The following is a 19,755-nucleotide window of genomic DNA, read 5'->3' on the forward strand; positions in this document are numbered from 1 at the left end:
TATTCCCCACTGCTGCCTCCCGTAGGAGTCTGGGCCGTGTCTCAGTCCCAGTGTGGCGGATCATCCTCTCAGACCCGCTACAGATCGTCGCCTTGGTAGGCCTTTACCCCACCAACTAGCTAATCCGACTTAGGCTCATCTATTAGCGCAAGGTCCGAAGATCCCCTGCTTTCTCCCGTAGGACGTATGCGGTATTAGCATCCCTTTCGAGATGTTGTCCCCCACTAATAGGCAGATTCCTAAGCATTACTCACCCGTCCGCCGCTAGGTAAAGTAGCAAGCTACTTTTCCCCGCTCGACTTGCATGTGTTAAGCCTGCCGCCAGCGTTCAATCTGAGCCATGATCAAACTCTTCAGTTTAAAATCAGTAGTAGCTTAAAGGCTACCAATCTTGGCTCATCAATTTTCTGACAAATATTTCTCAAATAAACTTCGAGTCATTTCTACCATCAATCAATGAAAATAATTTCGATCGATCAACCAGTAAAAATCCACACAAGTTGTTCTTCATAATCTCTTAATGATTTTCTTGCTACTTCGTCAGCAGCAAGCTAGGTCGGCTATATTACTCTTTATTTCGAAAGAGTCAACAGGTTTAGCTGATTATTTCCAAACTTCTTCAAGACTTCCAGATTTAAACCCTTTGAGCTAAATCCTTGTTTCTCAACAAGTTTTAATCAACATCACCGCCGATGGATGTGCATTCTACAGCATTTCACACCCAACACAACCCCTATTTCTAAATAATTCAGCAAAAACCCAACGACTGTTTATTTATTCTACAAAAAATGCAGTTTTTTCTATTTTTTGAGCATTAAAGGTACAGAATTTGATAAATGAGTTAAAAGTTTGTCGGTTTTATCTTGCTCTTGAAAGCGTAAAGGACGGCAATCAATGTATTCACAATAGCCACCTTCCCCATTTTCGTTCTCTTCATTTATTTTGACCTGATAACTAAAACTTCCAACATAGCCTGCGGCCAAACCAAATTTGAAATCACCGCGACTTTGCCCTTGTACCCAAATACAGGTGCCATCTTTAGCTTCGTAACACCATTCAAATTCACGTGGCAAATACATATTTTGCCCATTCGGCGTGGTGACGCGCGGATAGACACGATGAACTTTAAAATACACTTTTTGGTCAAACATCTGAGTCTGCATCTTGTTTAAATCACGCAAATACATCCGAGACTGAACAATACTATTCACCCTATCCCGAATTTGCGCCAACAGTAGTTGCCGGTTTTCACTCAGATTAATAATTTGATAAGTCAGGAAGGCCAAAGGCAGATAAGGGAAATTGAAACTTCGTGCATATTCAAAACTTCCGAGGCTATCAATATTATATGTCTGTTGTTTATATTTTAATGTGCCCTGGCAATAGCACAGCAAAGACCAGTGCTCGGCAAGTGAAAACCTCACCTGGCTAAAGTGGGAAATGAGCTGAGTGGTATGAATGCTTAAATCGAAACTGAGTTCCGAGTCAAAACGCTGCAAACGAAAATGAGGAAAGGCCCCACTCAGTTGCTCCCGATCTAAAAACTGAAATAAGCCAGCATCAAAGTTACAGTCCTGCTGTACTGAATAACGATGCAGTTGGCCGACCATATGCGAACTCGTGCTGCAAATCACCGTAGCGGTATCCAGTGCGTTGGTTTGAATTGCACTGGGATTGGCCAGCATCGGTGCATTCGGCTGCCCGATAATGCTGAGAAAATTTAGATAGTGCAGCGGCGCCGGAAGTCCAGGAATCATCAAACCTTGATGAATAATCTTATATTTTGAGTTGGGGCCATGATAGGCAGGATAATGCGAAACAGTTGGAGTCTGATTCAGCTGTTTCGAACGATCTAAAAAATCTTGAAGAAACCGCATCTCAGACTCCTTATATTTTTATAATCTACTCGATCTTTTTGCCATAAAGGTGGTCACAAAACCAGATAAGGCATAGAGAATAGAAATTACCAGAATGCCGACAGGAATATTATAAGTCATCGCAGCAAAGACAAATACGGCAATTGGTAATACAAAAAACGGAACGCGTTTACGCTCTACGGTCTTGAATGAATAATATTTGATATTGGAAATCATCAACAAGCCCACCGCAATAATGACAACGGCATTAATGATCTGAATGGATGCTTCACGAATATCGAAAATTTCAGGGAAATCTAAACCGACCCAGACCAGCGAAACAATCATGAGAGCCGCCAATGGACTGGCTACACCAATAAAATAACGCTTGTCTACCACGCCAATCTGTACGTTAAAGCGGGCCAGACGAAAAGCAGCACAGGCGGTATAGACAAAACAGGCGGCCAGACCAATCCGGCCTAAATCACTCAAACCCCAGCTATACATCAAGATCGCGGGAGCAACACCAAAAGCCAACATATCGGAAAGCGAATCAAACTGTTCACCAAACGGACTTTGCGCACCAATCGCACGCGCCACACGCCCATCCAAACCATCCAGCAAAGCCGCAATAAAAATTGCATAGATCGCTTGCTGGAAATTGCCATTCATGCTGGCAATAATGGAGTAAAAACCCGCTAACAACGCAGCGGTTGTAATCAGGTTCGGCCATAGATAGATGCCTCGACGCTTAACTTTCTGCCCTTCCTGGGTATGTTCCTCTTCTTCCACCTCAAAGGTGATGCCATCAAAAGGCAAGTCTTTTGAAGAGTCGCGTTCCGGTTTGCTTATATTTGTCATTCTTGTCGATCCTAGCTATGACCTGTGCTTTGAAAAAATTATTCGCCGACTAACCAGCGAACTGCAGCGTGACCACCATTTTCACTCATACGAAGATGTGGGAATAACCATTGTAGTGCTTCATCTGCATCTTCAGAGAATTTCCAAGGCGGATTAATCACCAGCAAACCACAACCATTCAAGCCGACTGGGGTGTCATCCGGCCATACACAGACTTCACACACCAGTTGACGGCGGATGCCGGTCTTGAACATTTTTTTCTCGAAGCGTTCAATCATGGCACGGTCTTTAATTGGATACCAAACAGCAAATACACCTGTCGGCCATTTCTTATAAGCGGCAACCAGCAATTCTACCAATTGTGGAAAATCTTTACGCTCAAGCTCATAAGGTGGATCGATCATCACCAGACCACGTTTTTCTTTCGGCGGAATCACCCCCAAAAGACCTTCATAAGCATCACGCTCATGCAAACCGGCACGCTTGTCAAAAATATTATGACGAAGCTGCTGAAACACATCACGCTGCATTTCAAAAATGGTCGCTTTATCAATCTCGCGCATGCCTTCCAGGGCAAACCAAGGCGAACCGGGATAAGCACCCTTACCAAAGTTTTCACGCATTTTCTCAACAACTTTCAAATATTGTTGTACACCTTCAGGTGCATTACGCTTGATCGAGTCATCCAGTTTAACAAGACGATGAATACCGTTTAAGAACTCACCAGATTTTTGCGCTTCAGCAGTCGATAAATCATATTTACCCGCACCACCATGTGTATCTACATAGCGATAAGGTTTGTCTTTTGCATTCAGTCGAGTCAACAACTGAAGCAATAAAACGTGCTTCATGACATCGGCAAAGTTGCCTGCGTGGTAAGAGTGACGGTAATTCATGTTTCATTAATTCCTAATATCAACATCTATTTTAACATGAAAAATAGTTTCGTTCAGGCACGATTCTTACACTAAAATAGCGAACCTGTTTTGCCACACTATCGAGAATTGAAAAAAATGGAAGCTGTTATCATCCCAGGGGATTGGAATGTTGATCAAATCTTAGATGATTTAGATCAACATGGCTTTAGTATTGTTGACGATGCTTATTCTAGTGAATATCAACATGCGGTAAGTCAGGAATGCTTAAGCCACTTAAACGAATTTCGTAATGCAGCCATTCAAAATGGCGTCGTCAGCAACATCCGTAGTGATCATATTCTTTGGTTACGACCTGAATTTCAAATTTCCCACCTACACACCCAAACCCTGCAACAGTTTTCTCAAGCTTTAAACCGCGCGTTTTATTTAGGCATTAAAGAAATCGAAGCACATTTTGCCTGCTATCACGCTGGCGAGTTTTATGCGCTGCATCGTGACAATCCTAAAGCTAAAAATGGCCGAATGATTTCCAGTGTGTATTATCTGCATGAACAATGGCAGGCAGATTGGGGGGGTGAATTGCGTCTGCAAGATAAAAATGGCCAGTGGCATATTATTCAGCCACAGCCGAACCGGATTGTACTGTTCCAGAGTGATTTGTTACATGAAGTTTTAATTTCCAAACAGCAACGTCTATCCATTACGGCCTGGTTAAGAAGCGATACAGCCCTAGTCTAATGCTCGCTCATGCTTTAAATTTATTTTTTTAACCTCATATAGCCATTATTGAGAAATGAGGATTGCGTTGATGCGATTAACAACCAAGCAGATTATTGAGCGACTGGGTGAAACTGACCAATTGTACTTAAAAGGCAATACGCCAGAATTAACGCTTGAACGTGCTGATCTTCGTTTACAGCTGGTGACTTTAAGTGAGCTGCGTCAGGAACAGCGACATTTCCTGCAAGAAGCGATTGTCTTACTTGAACAAGGCCGGGTGGAATTTGAAGAAATGCCGCTGCGCATGTATATCAATTTATCCTTGCATCTGGCCAAGGCTTATATGATGTTTTTTGAACTGACCAAAGAGCAGCATTTTGCCCTGATTACCCAGCAAATTCTTAAGCCGATGGCCAGTTATGAACATGGCGATATTTATTTCTTTCTGGCTTATGCCAGTGCCAGTAAAAATGAGCCGGCCCTGACACGTCACTGGTTAGGTAAATACACCAAAACGGCTGAATGTGAACTGGAGTTGTTGCAGCAGCATCATGCCTTTAGTGATTATCGTCAGCAGGAATGGTTTATCAAAATATTAAAAAGTAAAATGCATTAAGCTTAACAGCGTCAAAGAAAACGCCTCATTTGAGGCGTTTTCTTTTGAGCATCACTTTCATTTTTTAAGTAATACCAAGATATAACACAGTTAAGCAGGCTGACGTCTGTAGGCATCCATGTGTAATTGCTGGTTCAGCTCATCCACCCAGATTGCCCAATCATCATCCTGTACCAGATGACTAATCAATAATGAACGCTGGGATTTATTCCAGAATGGTGCCTCGTGCAAGGACAAGCCTGCTGGAAGTTGATGAGTCCGGATATACAACTCAATGGCAGCAGCGCTATTGGCCAGACCGAGTTGAGAAAATAACATTTCTAAGGATGGTTGGTTCTTCATGAGCATGTCGCCCTCCTTATATCAGATAAATTGTAATTATTTATAGATCTAACTTATAAGATAAGACAAAAAAAACCTAGTCATTTGACTAGGTTTGTTGTTTCTTTTTGTAGACTATAATTTAAACACCTTGCTTGTCACTTTCGACATGTAACAGCTGGTTCAGTTTGTCAATAATCACAATCCATTCATCATCTTGATACCAGTGCTCGCGTAAGAATGCACTTTGGCCCTCACTCCAGAATTCGGCATCCGGTAAAGCGACTTCAGATGGCAACTGATGGGAATGAGTGAATTCATTAATTGCGGCTTCATCAGAAGGCAAACCCAATTGTTCAAATAATAATTCTAAAGTTGGCTGTTGTTCGAACATGATCCACTTGCTCCTGTTATATGCTCTAAACTAAAAATAAGACCTTTACCATCCCTAAAATAAGAACTGGCATAAATCTTTAAATATTCGTTTATAAATCACATGACCCAGAACCCTGGGCTTCGCTATGTAATTGTTCATTCAGGACATCAACTAAAATTGCCCACTCATCATCTTTTTTCCACTGACCAATCAGGAAATCATGCTGGGATTTCGACCAGAACGGCGCCTTGTGCAAAGGCACGTCCATGCCAATTTGATGGGTCTTAATAAACTCATCAATCGCCTCGGGACTCGAGTCCAATCCAAGTTGCTGAAAAAACATTTCTAACGTTGGGTGTTGATCAAACATCTTCTTCACCTCGCCTTTTATTGGATTATTTATGTTTTTTAGCTTAGTCCAAGCCTAAGCAAGATTCAGTTGCTGCTGCATCACAGCATGTTATTTTTTGTTCATCAAAAAAATAGAGATATAAAAAAAGCACCCCGAATGGAGTGCTCTTTCAACTTAATCTAAACGATCAAATTATTTAAGCATGTCAGCAATCGCTGCGCGCTCTTCTTCAAGTTCGTTCAATGTAACATTGATACGCTCACGGCTGAACTCGTCGATTTCTAGACCTTGAACGATTTTGTATTCACCGTTCTCAGTCGTTACAGGGAAACCGAACATAACGCCTTCAGGAATACCATAAGAACCGTCAGAAGGAATACCCATGGTTACCCATTCGCCATTTGTGCCAAGAGCCCAATCGCGCATATGATCGATTGCAGCGTTTGCAGCAGAAGCAGCAGAAGACAAACCACGCGCTTCAATGATGGCAGCGCCACGCTTACCAACAGTCGGAAGGAATGTGTTTGCATTCCAATCTTGGTCGTTAATCATGTCTTTAACGCTTTCGCCATTAATTGTAGCGAAACGGTAATCAGCATACATTGTTGGAGAGTGGTTGCCCCAAACTGTAAGATTTTTGATGTCTTTAACCGCTTTACCGGTTTTAGCAGCAATTTGAGATGCAGCACGGTTGTGGTCAAGACGTAACATTGCAGTGAAGTTTTTCGCTGGAAGATCTGGAGCAGATTTCATCGCGATGTAAGCATTCGTGTTCGCAGGGTTACCTACAACAAGAACTTTAACGTCACGGCTCGCAACTTCGTTAAGTGCCTGGCCTTGACCGATAAAGATTTCGCCGTTCACTTTAAGCAGATCAGCACGTTCCATACCTGGACCACGTGGACGTGAACCAACTAATAACGCGTAGTCAGCATCTTTGAATGCAACTTTAGGATCATCAGTACCGATCATGTCTTCTAGTAGCGGGAATGCGCAATCTTGAAGCTCCATCATTACGCCTTTAAGCGCTTGCTGAGCTTTCTCAAAAGGAACTTCGAGCAATTGCAAAATCACTGGTTGATCTTTACCTAGCATTTCGCCGCTTGCGATACGGAATAATAGGCTGTAACCAATTTGACCTGCAGCGCCAGTAACGGCAACACGAACTGCTTGCTTCATCTAATTATCTCCAATTGAGGATATTCAACGCGATTAAATAGTTAGTATTTAATCTAATAATCGTAAACGCGAAAGATTGTACTCCAATCCTTTGCCGGATGCATATAAAAGAGGACGGATTTCATCTAAAGTCTGATAGGAAATATAAATTAAACCGGCAAAAAAGCTCAGTATGTTCCTTTTATTGTGACAGTTTTTGGGCATGTATTAATAATGTTGGCAGGACAGGATTTATAATTGCCATTTTTGTGATAACAGACTTTGATCGAGGTCAACACGCTGCTAGCTTGAGTAAGCTGGCAATTAAATCTCAAAGCATTGGCGGGTAATTGCGGATTAATTCTCACAAATTTCACACGCAGCGCATCGACTGATATGGTGATATTTTCCTGTTCAGTCAGCTCTGCCGGCACTTTAAGCCGGTCTGCATAATTGATAATCGTCCGGAAATATTGGCTGGCATTCATCGGAACGCAACCGCCGATGTTGCGCCACAAAATGGTCCGGGTATTTTCATCCGGCATAATTCTGGCCACCACCTTGGACTGAAGCGGTGAAAGTTTCGCAGAGCTATTGGTTGTACAGTTTTCTGACGTAGCCTGAGGATATAAGCCGGAAATATTCAAGGAATAGCCTTCCAGACATTTTCGTTTCTTTGCATATTCAGGGTACAGGCTACATAAAGCCGGCACCATTTCTACATCCATGACATAGTCTGTCGGCATGGCGAATGCTGCCGGACTGCTGCCCAAAAATACAAGCGCTGCCCATTTCCCCCAAACTCGACGATCCTTCATTATTTTCATGAATAAATCACCATCCCCAATAATTTTAATTTTATTGTGTATTACGTAATGGTATCAGTTGCATACGCTTACCCACGGACTGTGCACCCTGTCCTAACAAGAGACCGTAATGTGTGGCATTGGTCATGACATGTTTCACATAATCTCGGGTTTCAAGTAAAGGAATACTTTCAGTATATTGATCTGCTGCCATGCCCTGAAATTCTGGCTGCCAACGGCGGGCACGGTTTGGTCCGGCATTATAGCCTGCGGTTGCCAAGACTGGGCTGTCGCTGAGCTGACGCTGAATGGTCGATAAATAAAAGGTGCCATAACGGATATTGGTATTCATATCGGTGAGAGCTGCCGGATTATAAGCCTCACCCATTTGACGCGCCACCAGCTTGGCAGTATCTGGCATGATTTGCATCAGGCCACCGGCACCCACATGTGAACGTGCCACGGTATTGAAACGGCTTTCCTGACGCATCAAGCCATAAGCCCAAGCCGGATCGATCCCGGCATTGCGGCTATGACTGACCACGTAATTCTGGTGCGGCATTGGATAACGATAATTGTAGTTATGTTTGTTCACGGTGCGGTCAGCTGCATAAATGGCCCGATCATGCCAACCCATGTCCATGGCACGCTTTGCTGCGGCCAGCAACAGCTCATCATCTTTCTTCAGATAGGCCTGACGCACTGCCCAGTTCCATTCACGGTTAATGTAGTTATTCGGTGCACTGATATTACGTAGCGTGAACGCACGACGGAAATGAATATCCTGATTCAAACGTTGCATGGCCTGATTCGATGGCTGAATTGGATTGGGTGTGCTCGCAGTCAGCTGTCCCAACTTGTCGCGTGCCAGAAGATTGTGATAATCATTTCCGGCGGCCAATGTACGATAAATACTCTCTGCAGTTTTCTTTGAACTACGATCTGCACGCTGCTCACTGGCACGGGCCAGCCAATATTGCCAGCGATCTTCCTGTTTCTGATTGACGCTCATGGCATCAATCGCACGGATTAGGCTTTCCCACGCACTAAAACGGATGGCCTGACGCGCATAAATCTCAGCTTCTTCCGGACTAAATGGCAGACCATAACTGGCATCAAAGGCATTTAACACTTCCCGGTTAAAGTTGTTCTTCATGACTGTGGTTCCACCGACATACCCCACAGCTCGGTATAAGGCACGTTGTACTTGTACCGGTGTGCCTTCAGCAGTCCGTTTCACAATGGATAACGCCGAGTCCAGATCACTATCTGCCAGACGTCCCAGTGCATAAATCAGATAAGCATGTTCTGCCGCACTGTTTTTCGGTGCAGACCATAAATAATTGGTTGGATTGGCCTGAATCGAATTGAGTTGTGCTAAAGACAGATTCAGACCGATTCCTTGCGCAGTGGCAATAGCCTGACCTGACTGACCGGCACGCAATTGTACCCAAAGTCGCTGTTGGCGGTCTTCTGCCGTCATTAAAGGGCTAGAAAGCATCATTCGACCAAGTCCAGTACAAGAATCCGGTTGGCTATTGGTGGTTAGCCAGACCTCTTTAAACTCGGCATAAACCAGCTCATCACCGGCTTTGGCACGAACTTGTGCTACGGCACAGGCTTCAGCTGGATCAGCATTGGTCACATAAGGCAATACCGGTTGAGCCGTGGTGAAATCTGCCATTTTGACTTTTTCTTCGACATAGTCCGCTGCCAGCTTTTCAGCCATCGCAGATTGCGGGTAGCGCTGAGCAAAACTGACAATTTGGCTGGCAGGTTGCAAGGCAAGATTCTGGTTTAAAATCCAGTATTCCGGATAATAGCCTAAAGCATCATTCTGCATGGACAGGCGATATTGTTGTAATAATTCAGTATTACCTGCATTGGCCGCACGTAAGGCATCGTTAAATTGCTCTTCAGCTGCATATGTACTTGCTGAACAGATACACGCCACACTTAACGTAATTAATTTATAATATTTATACATATTTTCAGTGTGTTTCAACATCCCTTTGCCTTCTCTCATCGATTCTGTGCCTAGCCTATGTTGCTTATCATAAGAGCTTTGTTGAAATATTATAAGCAACTGTATTGTTCAGTTATGTAACCTTATGATTAAGCAATATTAATCTACAGACAATTTTTACCCATAAATCAATATTTTTCCACGTTTAATTTAAGCTATAAGTTTAAGCGACTTTCCTGCTAAAATATGCGCCTTCCCATATTTCAGTCCGTGAATTGAATTGTTATTCACCTGTTTGATGCGTCAATCAGGCTGTTCGTTCACTCTTTCAACGTATTACCTTGTAGGAGCCTACATGACGGTTCAAACCTTCATTCCGAATGGTGCCCCAGCTGCCTCAGAAAACACTGTTACCCAGCCAGCGCACACCCCTGTCCATGAGATTGCAGTAAAAAAACTGTATATCGAAACGCAAGGGTGTCAGATGAATGAGTACGACAGTCACCGTATGGCAGACCTGTTAGGCGATTCTCATGGCTATGTGCTGACCAACGATCCTAAAGATGCCGATATTCTGCTGATGAATACCTGCTCGATCCGTGAAAAAGCCCAAGAAAAAGTGTTTTCCGAGCTGGGTCGCTGGCGCAAACTGAAAGACAAGAATCCGGATCTGATTATCGGGGTTGGCGGCTGTGTGGCGTCTCAGGAAGGCGACAACATCCAGAAACGTGCCAATTATGTCGACATGATTTTTGGCCCGCAAACCCTGCACCGCTTGCCACAAATGCTGGATCAGCATTTTGACCAGATCGAAAAACCGAAAAAAGAAAAAATCAAACTGGTAGATATCTCCTTCCCGGATATCGAAAAATTCGACTTTCTGCCTGAACCGCGTGTTGAGGGCTATAAAGCCTTTGTTTCGATCATGGAAGGCTGTTCAAAATATTGTTCGTTCTGCGTGGTGCCTTATACCCGTGGTGAAGAAGTGTCTCGCCCACTGGATGATGTATTGGCTGAAATTGCGGGTCTGGCAGAAAAAGGCGTGCGTGAAATTTCCCTGCTGGGTCAAAACGTCAATGGCTATCGTGGTGAAACCTTTGAAGGCAATATCTGTACTTTTGCCGATCTGTTGCGTTTAGTCGCGGATATTCCGGGCATTGGCCGGATTCGTTATACCACTTCGCATCCACTCGAATTTAATGATGACCTGATCCAGTGTTATCGCGACCTGCCACAAATGGTTTCGCATCTGCATTTGCCGGTACAAAGTGGCTCGAATGATGTGCTTCAGGCCATGAAACGTAACCATACCATCGATGTCTATATCGAGAAAATTAAAAAGTTACGCTCAGTTCGTCCCGATATGCATTTATCTTCAGACTTTATCATTGGCTTCCCGGGTGAAACTGATGAGAACTTTGCAGAGACCTATCAATTTATTAAAGATCTGGATTTCGATCATTCTTATAGTTTTATCTATTCAAAACGTCCGGGTACGCCTGCGGCAGAACTGGAAGATACCATTCCGGAAGATGTCAAAAAAGAACGTCTGGCCAAAGTTCAGCAATGGATTAAACGCTCGAGTATTGACAAAACGGATGCCATGCTCGGTAGCATCCAGCGGGTACTGATCGAGAAAGTCTCTGATAAAGATCCGAATATTCTGGTGGGTACGGCGGACAACACCCGTTATGTCAACTTTATTGGTGATCCTGCCTGGGTAGGTCGCTTTGCCGAGATCGAAGTGACCGAAATTAAAACTTTGAATTTAGTTTATGGTGAACTCTTGAATCTTGAGCCTGACGTGGCGTAATGTAGAGCATATAACGTACACTTCATAAGGAATACTCTTTGACTGCAGCGATTCGACGTACAGTAGCTTTTCCTGGGATTTCAATGGACCGTATCCAAGCGATGTTAGGTGCTTATAACGGTCATTTGAAGCAAATTGAACAACGTTTAGATGTCAAAATCTCCCATCGCGGAGAGAGTTTTATTGTGGATGGTGGAATCGATGCCGTTGAAAGAGCCGAAATGCTCTTGCAACGTCTGCATGAAGAATCTGAACAGAGCCAGCAGATCAGCGCAGATACCCTGCACCTAATGATTCAGGGCAGTCAGACTGACCGTGAACTCCAGCAAGATCTAGAAGACCAAGAACATACCGGCCTGGACAATGTCTGGTTACAAACCCGTAAAGGCCGGATCAATCCGCGTGGTGCCAACCAGAAACGTTATGTACAGCGTATTCTGCAAAGTGATATTTCTTTTGGTATAGGTCCTGCCGGAACCGGTAAAACCTATCTGGCTGTCGCTGCTGCTGTGGACATGCTGGAGCGCAATGAAATCCAGCGCATTCTACTGGTTCGTCCAGCGGTCGAAGCCGGTGAAAAACTGGGTTTCTTGCCAGGGGATTTAAGCCAGAAAATCGATCCTTATTTGCGTCCATTGTATGATGCTTTGTATGAAATGCTCGGCTTTGAAAAAGTGGCCAAGCTGATTGAACGTCAAGTGATTGAGGTGGCGCCACTCGCTTATATGCGTGGCCGCACCTTGAATCATTCTTTCGTGATTCTGGATGAGGCACAGAACACCACCCCTGAACAGATGAAAATGTTCCTGACCCGTTTAGGTTTTGGTTCGCGAGCGGTCATTACTGGTGATGTGACGCAGGTGGATTTACCGCGCGGCCAACAGTCTGGTCTTTCACATGCCCTTCGTGTGATTGATAAAATTCCTGAAATTCATATCACCCGTTTTCATTCGCGTGATGTGGTTCGTCATCAACTGGTACAGAAAATTGTTGAAGCCTATGAAGGCTGGGACAGTGATCAGCAGCGTTTAAGTGCAGAAGCACGTGCCGAACGTAAAGCACGTCAGGACGCCTTGATCGCTGAAAATAATGCTGCCGCAGATGCACAGCATTAAGCTTTCAATTTAAGGATTTGTGTTGAAACTTAGTCTTTCCTTACAGCAGGATTTTCAGTCACCTGAACTGGTACTAAAACGTGCCTCTATTAAAAAAGTAGTCGAAACCACTTTAGGTCATATCGGTACGCAAAGTAATTGCGAAATCGGAATTGCCTGTGTCGACCATGATGAAAGTCATAAACTGAATCTGGAATATCGCGGCAAAGACAAATCGACCAATGTCCTGTCTTTTCCGAGCGATCTTCCAGATGAAATGGCGCAATTTCTGAATGCCTTTCCCATTGGCGATCTGGTGATTTGCATTCCTGTGGTACTTGCTGAAGCGCTTGAGCAGCAAAAAGCGCCGTTGACGCATTTCACCCATATGCTGGTGCATGGCACCTTGCATTTAATGGGTTATGATCATGAAACATCAGATGAAGATGCGGAAGAAATGGAAGGCATTGAAATTGAAATTCTGGCCAAACTGGGTTTTGAAAATCCTTATCTGGAACGAGATTAAGATTTAAAAGAAAATGAAGGAAGCGAGCTGAGGCTCGCTTTTTTAATGCTTTATATTCGCTCTTCCTCTAGGAGATGAGAAGCCTCAGAATATATTCTGGGTTCGCAAGGGAGAGGTTCTAATACCTGTTAAAACCCCTCTCTAACTCTCTCCCAAAGGGAGAGAGAACTAGAATGAATTAACGTACTTCAAACTCTGCTTCAGCCGGATCAAAACGCCAGGTTCGGATAATCCGCAATTCAGAAATTTCCTTCATTTTGGCATCAAACGCACCAAATGGCGCCGCTTTACGTACAGAAGATTTCGCAGCCTCATCCAGCATGGCATGTCCTGAACTGTCAATTAATCGGATGGCACGAATCCCGCCATTCTGATTCAGGATCACCATCAGACGAACTTCACCTGCCAGATTCTGCTGCTTGGCAGCTTCCGGATAATACTGATTGCCATAAAACTCTACTTTCTGACGGAACTTTTCCAGATAGGCTGCGGAGACATCCTGCTTGGATTGAATGCCATCCACAGTTTTAATTTTTTGCTGACGACTAAAATTTTGCTGACGCTGTAAATATTGCGCTTCCAGACTGGCCACCATGGCTGCTTTGGCCTGAAACTGGCTTTGTAACTGCTCCTGCATTTTTTTACGCTGATTTTCTTCTGCCTGTTTTTGCCAGCTCAAGGTGGTCATCAGCACTTTTTCTTCAAAACTGAGTTCCTGTTTCTGTTGCAGCAGATCCGGACTTTCTTGTTGTTCTTCCCCTGCCTTCTGCTCTAACAAAGGAGATGGCATATCACTCGACATCCGATGCGCTTCTCGAAACTTGCCAGACCCTTGCTGGTCTGTCTGGGCCAGAAAATCAGCGTGTTCAATTTTTTCATCTGTCTGTCGCAAGCTGACTGCAATTTCTTTGGTGCTGGTCTCCCGATCTTGCGGCATACCAAATTCCAGTGTCAATACGATCAAATGCAGAATGCCTGCGGTGAGCACGGCACTGCTAAACACTGGATCTTTCCACCAGGTTCTGACCAGAGGCATTAATATCATTGTTTATCACATTACCCAAACTCAGTCCTGAGTTCAGTTCCCCAAAAAAAGTATTTTAAAGATTAAAAACAAACAAATTGGGCATTTCTATTTTAAAAATGCCAAATCCATCAAATCTTCAACGTTACATAACTAAAACTATAAAAATGGTGCTATTTATTTTGCTAAACTTCAAGCTTGAATACTTGTATTTTTCATACAATTCGACAAGATACACTTCGAGTCAAAAATAAAGTTGCTAGGATGCTTCAATATGCAAACGCTAATTTCCAATATTTCCAACCGAATCCGCCAAGTGTATCAGAGGGCGGAAGGATTTATTGAGGATGAGCGTGAATTCCCTTTATCGCAAGTCTTCTTAAATGCAACTTTTCAACGCTTTGTCACCGACAATGTCGATGCACTGAAAGACTTACACGCAGACCTGCATGAAGACTGGCTGCGTCTCTACGCGACACTAGACTATAAAGGCCTGAATATCACTTTGTCGGTAGACTTGAAGCTGGTTCAGATGGAACTGAATAAGACCACCCAGCTGATTGTATTCGAGCAAATCAGCGATACACAGCTTATTGACGCCAAATATCCAAATCTGTTGTATAAGCTTGGGGTGCGTTTTGCCCTGTTCTTCTATCAACGCATCTTGAACAAAGATCCATTGGGCATGATTCTGGAAAAACTTGGCGTTATTAAAGTCATTGATGACTTGCTGTATCTGGACTTGAACCGCTGGTTAGGCAAAAACCGTTCGATTATTGATACTCTAGGAAAAGTTCATGTGAATCATGCAGTGCTTCGCGAAGCTGAACTGGTGGTGATTGGTAATGTGAATCTGGCAGCCCTGTTTAGGAAACTTTCTCAAGACAGAGAGGAAAATTGGGATGAAGACGAAATGGACGATAACCTGGTGACCCCGATCAAACAGAAAGATCCGTCTTGAATACTATTCAATCTCGTTTTTTGAACTTTTGTTGAAAAAAACTACATGAAAGATACATTTTTGCTAGAAATATCCCTTAAATTTCCATATTTTGCCTAAAGAATAAAAGCTACAACAAGTAAGATATTTTGCCCGTTTAACCAATATAGGAAAATGACTAATGGTGAAGACTGTATTTAAGACTTTAGCGATGACCACAGGTCTAAGCGGTGCAATACTGTTGACTGGTATTTCTAGCCAGGCTTTTGCCATGACGCCTTTCCAAGCCAATTATCAATTTAGCTATAATGGCAAGAATATGGGTTCTGCCACCCGTACTCTGAGTAAATCCGGCAATAACTGGACTTACGTCTTTGCTGCAAAAGCCGGTGGTATTGCTTCAGCAACTGAAACCAGCCGTTTCACCTTTAATAACGGCAAGATTGGCTCCAGCAGTTTCAGTCGTAGCAGTAAAATCCTGGTACATAACAACACCATGAGTATTAACTTTAATCCTTCCAGCAAAACCATCAATACCAGAAAAGATGATGAAAAGCGTTCTTTTGCCTGGAGAGCCGATGTTCTGGATGAACTGAATGCAGAATTACAAATTCGTGAAGATCTAAAAAATGGTGGCTTAAAATCGAATTATTATCTTGCTGATGCTAAAGAGGTCGAAGGCCGTAAGTTTGTTCGACAAGGTTCAGAAACGGTCAGTACCAAATATGGTTCTTTTAATACCATCAAGGTGGTGATGAAGCATAGCAAGCCGGGTCGTGAAACCATCTTCTGGCTGGCACCGAAACTTGACTATCTGCCAGTCAAAGTTTCGCATGTAGACAAGAAAACCTCTTATGGTTTGCTATTAACTGACTATAAAGGTGCAAGCAACTAAGATTTTGGTGAATTTCACTTGATTTTTTCCGGGTGCTTTTTACAATACGCTTTTGCTTGAAAAAGCACCTGCTCTTGAGGATTCTCCCGTGCATGCACTAGAACAGAAAATCTTGGCCGAAGGCATCGTTCTCTCTGAAGAAGTTTTGAAAGTGGATTCTTTCTTAAACCACCAGATTGACCCAGTCATGATGCAATTAATTGGTCAAGAATTTGCGCGTCTGTTTAAGGATGCTGGTATCACCAAAATTATTACGATTGAAGCATCAGGTATTGCACCTGCAGTGATGGCAGGTTTAGAACTTGGTGTACCTGTCATCTTTGCACGTAAATACCAGTCTTTGACCCTGAAAGATGATTTATACCGCTCTAAAGTGTTTTCATTTACCAAACAGACTGAAAGCACCATCGCAATTTCAAATAAACACATCAGCTCAACCGACAAGGTTTTAGTGATTGATGACTTCCTGGCGAATGGTCAGGCGGCGCTGGGTCTGGCCGATCTGATTCATCAGGCAAACGCAGAAGTGGTCGGTATTGGTATTGTGATTGAAAAATCATTCCAGCCTGGTCGCGACTTGCTGCTTGAAAAAGGCTACCGTGTGGAGTCACTGGCACGCGTAAAATCTTTGGCAAATGGCACAGTTGAATTTGTTCGCGACTAAGCTCGACAATCAATTTTAAAAGAGCGCTTATGCGCTCTTTTTTATTTTGTCTATCTGATGAAATAAATTAAAAATATTCAAAGCTCGACTCTAGTTCAATCTAATGTGTTATTCATGATTCCTGACTTGATCCTAGATGAATGGCTTACTTTTAAATTCGAAGTGATTAAACCTCTAAAATAGATCGTGTCATAAAATAAATAATTTTTCTATCCGATGAATAAACAACCAGTTATAGCAATTTTATTATAAGATAAAGAGGTCTAACTATCTGCAAATAATTAGACCTCTGTTCACCTTGAACAAGAGTTTATTTAACCGTCACAGTAATACTGCCGCTATTTACAGCACCGATAGCGGTAGTTGTGATGCTATTGTTAATAGCAGTTTGAGTTCCTTCTGCAATCGCATTGACAGAGGCATCAATGGTACCCGCATTATAGGCAATGTTCGCTACACTATAATTGCTTAAAGTTTCATTGATCTGCTCACTATAGTTGGTAGACAGTGATGAACTTACAACTTCCGATAGATCTGAACTATCCGCAACCTCGGATAACTCTTCTAAGGTTTCAGAATTATTCGTTGCACTGGTGACTTGACTGAAATCATAGTCATATGTTTCATCTGATACGTCTGATATCACCTGATTGAAGCTGCCTTGCTCAATCGTGATACTACCTGTGTTCGCTGCACCAATTGCAGTAGTTTCAATTGTCCCTTCAATTGAACTAATCGCATTTGGTACTTCTCTTACTGCTCCTGCAAGTGCTTCTAAATCAACGCTTGCATCAACATCACCTGTATTCACTGCCAGATTCAGTGCAGAACCATTTTCAACCTGCTGAGAAATAGAATCCAGAGTAGCTTGTAAACCGGTATCTACTTCCACATTGGTTTCTTGAGCATATGCCATCCCCGCACTAGACAGAAAGGCGACGGATAATGCGACTGTTTTGATCGTGTTTTTCATCATTGTTCTTCCTACTGTTATTTTGAAGTACCTCTCGCTAAGTACTTCTTCTGACAATGGGAGCGAGCCCATTTTCAAATCTTTTTAATCACGTTGAGTATTTGACCAGTAATTCTCTACTACCTCTGGATTGGCATCCCATAAACTGGATGACTTCTCCTCAGCTTGTTCTTTGTCAGCTTTTTCTTGACTATCTTTTTTGTCATTTATTTTGCTTGTAGGGGATGGGCGCTTAGTCTTACTAATATATTTAATCAGTTCCTGTTTGCTCATTTCAGGCTCGGCTTCAGGATTCTGAATCACCTCAGATTCTTTCTGCTTAGGCGGCTTGGTATCTTTGCTGGGTGAATTGGTCGACTTGTTTTTTTCATTGAATGAATCTGCCTGACGTGAGGCCGATTCCTGAACAGGGTTGCTGGAATCGGTACTGATTTGTTGCTGATTTTTCTTATATTTATGCAAGGCAACAGAACTGCGAGTGAGATCTAAGCGACCAAATTCAGGTGGAATTTCCGCACGGCAACTTGCAAACACTGCCGGTGGCACGACCTGACTGAGTAATTCAAAAGTGGCCAGGTTCAACATTTGGCGTAAGGCAAAATTAGTCGCCTCTCGTTCTCCCTTGCCAATTTGAATATTTAACAGTGTACGACCCGCGAACCTGCCTGCACTAAGACCATAATCCTGTGCAGCAATCTGCTTTTGCAAAGAAACATTACCCACCACTTTACTACTGCGGGTATCGGTCAGAGATAAATCCAAACCGACCATAATACGGGTTTGACTGTAATTTGGGCCAACTCCGGCAATTTGCATGTCAAAACCCCCACCCGGAATAAAATCCAGACTGTTAATACTGCCGGTGACATAATAATCGGAGGCCTGAATTTGCCTTGGATCACGAATCCCCCACTTGGCTTCACTTTCGATAATCCGGGGATCACGTCGGTTCATTAAACTGACGCCCGCCTGAAACAAGGCAGACTGCACCATATCTCCCGCACCCTGGGTCACCATTTTGCCACTTCCGCCATTGGTGACTACGTCTTTACCGGTTTGATCCAGAATCGCGCCAACAGAAAAACTCACATCACTACGCAGTTGCCCTTTGAGGCAGGAGAGCGCCATATCAAAAGGGGTAAAAATATCGGTAATGGGTGGTCCTTGCACCAGACTAACTGCTTTCTTGTTTGAGGGAGCTAAACCTGTACAACCTGTTAGAAACGAGCTAAAAAAAACAGGAATACTCAGAGAAAATATATATTTTCGGGTTAAGGAGAAATTCAGCATAGCGACTCTCCTGATTGAGTACTTAAATTAGGACAGCGCTGAGCGTTTTGATTGGTATTTGAATTGACAGGTGCTTCATTGAGTAATTCACTCGAAATATCGATGTTGTTGTCTGAACCTTCGACATTGATATTGTTGGTGGGTGTATTTACGGTACCTATAGAGGTGGTTGAGGTACTGTAAATAGTGGTTCTACCTAATCCAGAATAATAATCGGACTCCTTGAGCTCGATCAGATTGGCTTGAACTAGATTTTCATTGGAGCGGGCACTTGATGATTTCCAACGCTGCGTCCACTCATCAGATGTGGCATAAGCATTGTTTAAAAAACAAAAACATAATAAACCCAGATTGATGACTAATATTCTCATAATCTTAATATCCTCTGATCTAAGATATTTATTTAATTCTTGGGTTGAGTAAGATTAAATTTATCTGAAAAATATTAAATCACATAAAAAAATGAAAAGTAGAATCCAGCATTATTCACATATTTATTTATATTGATTAAAAAACCCATATATTTGTTTTTATTTATAATAATTATTTTTGTTATATTTTGTGATTTGTAAGAAATCATTATATCGAAAATATATGAATATAATAATCATCTAAAAAACTTGATT

21 protein-coding genes and 1 rRNA gene are annotated in these 19,755 nt (G+C 42.9%); 8 read left to right on the top strand and 14 right to left on the bottom strand.

Features of this window, described 5'->3' with window-relative positions; all coding sequences use genetic code 11:
* The 4 genes from CWI32_RS14225 to CWI32_RS14240 form a co-directional block, all read right to left on the bottom strand.
* Window positions 1-360 (bottom strand): 16S ribosomal RNA (locus tag CWI32_RS14225); the annotation flags it as partial.
* Window positions 361-800: 440 nt separating this feature from the next.
* Window positions 801-1,877 carry a DUF6670 family protein gene (locus tag CWI32_RS14230; protein WP_100535600.1) on the bottom strand — a complete coding sequence of 359 codons (1,077 nt, stop codon included), beginning with the start codon at window positions 1,875-1,877 and terminating at the stop codon, window positions 801-803.
* Window positions 1,878-1,895: 18 nt separating this feature from the next.
* Window positions 1,896-2,717, bottom strand: a complete 822-nt coding sequence (gene pssA / locus CWI32_RS14235; RefSeq protein ID WP_005094042.1) for a CDP-diacylglycerol--serine O-phosphatidyltransferase — start codon at window positions 2,715-2,717, stop codon at window positions 1,896-1,898.
* Between the two features lie 38 nt (window positions 2,718-2,755).
* The gene (locus CWI32_RS14240) at window positions 2,756-3,613 is read right to left on the bottom strand and encodes a 23S rRNA (adenine(2030)-N(6))-methyltransferase RlmJ (RefSeq protein ID WP_005094045.1); all 858 of its coding nucleotides are present in this window, start codon (window positions 3,611-3,613) and stop codon (window positions 2,756-2,758) included.
* 117 nt (window positions 3,614-3,730) lie between these two features.
* Between CWI32_RS14240 and CWI32_RS14245 the strand changes: the two genes are divergently transcribed.
* Both CWI32_RS14245 and CWI32_RS14250 read left to right on the top strand, forming a co-directional pair.
* Window positions 3,731-4,333, top strand: a complete 603-nt coding sequence (locus CWI32_RS14245; protein ID WP_100355119.1) for a 2OG-Fe(II) oxygenase — start codon at window positions 3,731-3,733, stop codon at window positions 4,331-4,333.
* A 70-nt stretch (window positions 4,334-4,403) separates the two neighbouring features.
* Window positions 4,404-4,931, top strand: coding sequence for a hypothetical protein (locus CWI32_RS14250; RefSeq protein ID WP_005094048.1), 528 nt, complete (start codon window positions 4,404-4,406; stop codon window positions 4,929-4,931).
* Between the two features lie 90 nt (window positions 4,932-5,021).
* Here the strand turns inward: CWI32_RS14250 and CWI32_RS14255 are convergent, their stop codons facing one another.
* The 6 genes from CWI32_RS14255 to CWI32_RS14280 form a co-directional block, all read right to left on the bottom strand.
* Window positions 5,022-5,279, bottom strand: coding sequence for a DUF2789 family protein (locus CWI32_RS14255; protein ID WP_005094049.1), 258 nt, complete (start codon window positions 5,277-5,279; stop codon window positions 5,022-5,024).
* Window positions 5,280-5,394: 115 nt separating this feature from the next.
* Window positions 5,395-5,649, bottom strand: a complete 255-nt coding sequence (locus CWI32_RS14260; RefSeq protein ID WP_100535601.1) for a DUF2789 family protein — start codon at window positions 5,647-5,649, stop codon at window positions 5,395-5,397.
* An 88-nt stretch (window positions 5,650-5,737) separates the two neighbouring features.
* On the bottom strand, window positions 5,738-5,998 hold the full coding sequence (locus CWI32_RS14265; RefSeq protein WP_005094053.1) for a DUF2789 family protein: 261 nt from the start codon (window positions 5,996-5,998) through the stop codon (window positions 5,738-5,740).
* Window positions 5,999-6,172: 174 nt separating this feature from the next.
* On the bottom strand, window positions 6,173-7,159 hold the full coding sequence (locus CWI32_RS14270; protein ID WP_005168672.1) for a malate dehydrogenase: 987 nt from the start codon (window positions 7,157-7,159) through the stop codon (window positions 6,173-6,175).
* A gap of 167 nt (window positions 7,160-7,326) precedes the next feature.
* The gene (locus CWI32_RS14275; protein ID WP_005168674.1) at window positions 7,327-7,965 is read right to left on the bottom strand and encodes a ribonuclease T2 family protein; all 639 of its coding nucleotides are present in this window, start codon (window positions 7,963-7,965) and stop codon (window positions 7,327-7,329) included.
* A gap of 31 nt (window positions 7,966-7,996) precedes the next feature.
* Window positions 7,997-9,931 (bottom strand): lytic transglycosylase domain-containing protein, encoded by a 1,935-nt coding sequence (locus CWI32_RS14280; protein ID WP_167381290.1) that lies wholly within the window; start codon window positions 9,929-9,931, stop codon window positions 7,997-7,999.
* A gap of 334 nt (window positions 9,932-10,265) precedes the next feature.
* Between CWI32_RS14280 and miaB the strand changes: the two genes are divergently transcribed.
* From miaB to ybeY, 3 genes are read left to right on the top strand one after another with little or no spacing between them, the layout of a single operon-like run.
* Window positions 10,266-11,723 (top strand): tRNA (N6-isopentenyl adenosine(37)-C2)-methylthiotransferase MiaB, encoded by a 1,458-nt coding sequence (gene miaB, locus CWI32_RS14285; RefSeq protein WP_005094063.1) that lies wholly within the window; start codon window positions 10,266-10,268, stop codon window positions 11,721-11,723.
* A gap of 38 nt (window positions 11,724-11,761) precedes the next feature.
* Window positions 11,762-12,838, top strand: a complete 1,077-nt coding sequence (locus CWI32_RS14290; RefSeq protein WP_005094064.1) for a PhoH family protein — start codon at window positions 11,762-11,764, stop codon at window positions 12,836-12,838.
* Window positions 12,839-12,860: 22 nt separating this feature from the next.
* Complete coding sequence (ybeY, locus tag CWI32_RS14295) at window positions 12,861-13,343, top strand: rRNA maturation RNase YbeY (RefSeq protein ID WP_100329342.1); 483 nt, start codon at window positions 12,861-12,863, stop codon at window positions 13,341-13,343.
* A 178-nt stretch (window positions 13,344-13,521) separates the two neighbouring features.
* Here the strand turns inward: ybeY and CWI32_RS14300 are convergent, their stop codons facing one another.
* Complete coding sequence (locus CWI32_RS14300) at window positions 13,522-14,379, bottom strand: energy transducer TonB (RefSeq protein ID WP_005094077.1); 858 nt, start codon at window positions 14,377-14,379, stop codon at window positions 13,522-13,524.
* Between the two features lie 262 nt (window positions 14,380-14,641).
* Here CWI32_RS14300 and CWI32_RS14305 point away from each other — a divergent pair, with 262 nt between their 5' ends.
* The 3 genes from CWI32_RS14305 (at window position 14,642) to CWI32_RS14315 (ending at window position 16,866) form a co-directional block, all read left to right on the top strand.
* Entirely contained in the window at window positions 14,642-15,328 is a 687-nt protein-coding gene (locus CWI32_RS14305; protein ID WP_005094079.1) for a hypothetical protein, read from the top strand.
* 190 nt (window positions 15,329-15,518) lie between these two features.
* A complete protein-coding gene (locus tag CWI32_RS14310; protein WP_370982144.1) occupies window positions 15,519-16,202 on the top strand; it encodes a DUF3108 domain-containing protein in 684 nt (227 codons plus the stop codon).
* 88 nt (window positions 16,203-16,290) lie between these two features.
* Window positions 16,291-16,866, top strand: coding sequence for a xanthine phosphoribosyltransferase (locus CWI32_RS14315; RefSeq protein WP_005094083.1), 576 nt, complete (start codon window positions 16,291-16,293; stop codon window positions 16,864-16,866).
* Between the two features lie 310 nt (window positions 16,867-17,176).
* On the opposite strand, the gene CWI32_RS14320 is transcribed toward CWI32_RS14315, so the two are convergent.
* The 3 genes from CWI32_RS14320 to CWI32_RS14330 all read right to left on the bottom strand — a co-directional run bounded on the left by CWI32_RS14320 (window position 17,177) and on the right by CWI32_RS14330 (window position 19,500).
* Entirely contained in the window at window positions 17,177-17,839 is a 663-nt protein-coding gene (locus CWI32_RS14320; protein ID WP_100535604.1) for a hypothetical protein, read from the bottom strand.
* Between the two features lie 84 nt (window positions 17,840-17,923).
* Entirely contained in the window at window positions 17,924-19,129 is a 1,206-nt protein-coding gene (locus CWI32_RS14325; protein WP_100535603.1) for a CsgG/HfaB family protein, read from the bottom strand.
* Window positions 19,123-19,500: a hypothetical protein gene (locus CWI32_RS14330; RefSeq protein ID WP_005094089.1), complete on the bottom strand. Its 378-nt coding sequence runs from the start codon at window positions 19,498-19,500 to the stop codon at window positions 19,123-19,125. Before CWI32_RS14330 ends, CWI32_RS14325 begins: the two co-directional genes overlap by 7 nt.
* Window positions 19,501-19,755 lie beyond the last annotated feature (255 nt).

The sequence above is a fragment of the Acinetobacter pseudolwoffii genome, from assembly GCF_002803605.1.
Lineage (GTDB): Bacteria > Pseudomonadota > Gammaproteobacteria > Pseudomonadales > Moraxellaceae > Acinetobacter > Acinetobacter pseudolwoffii.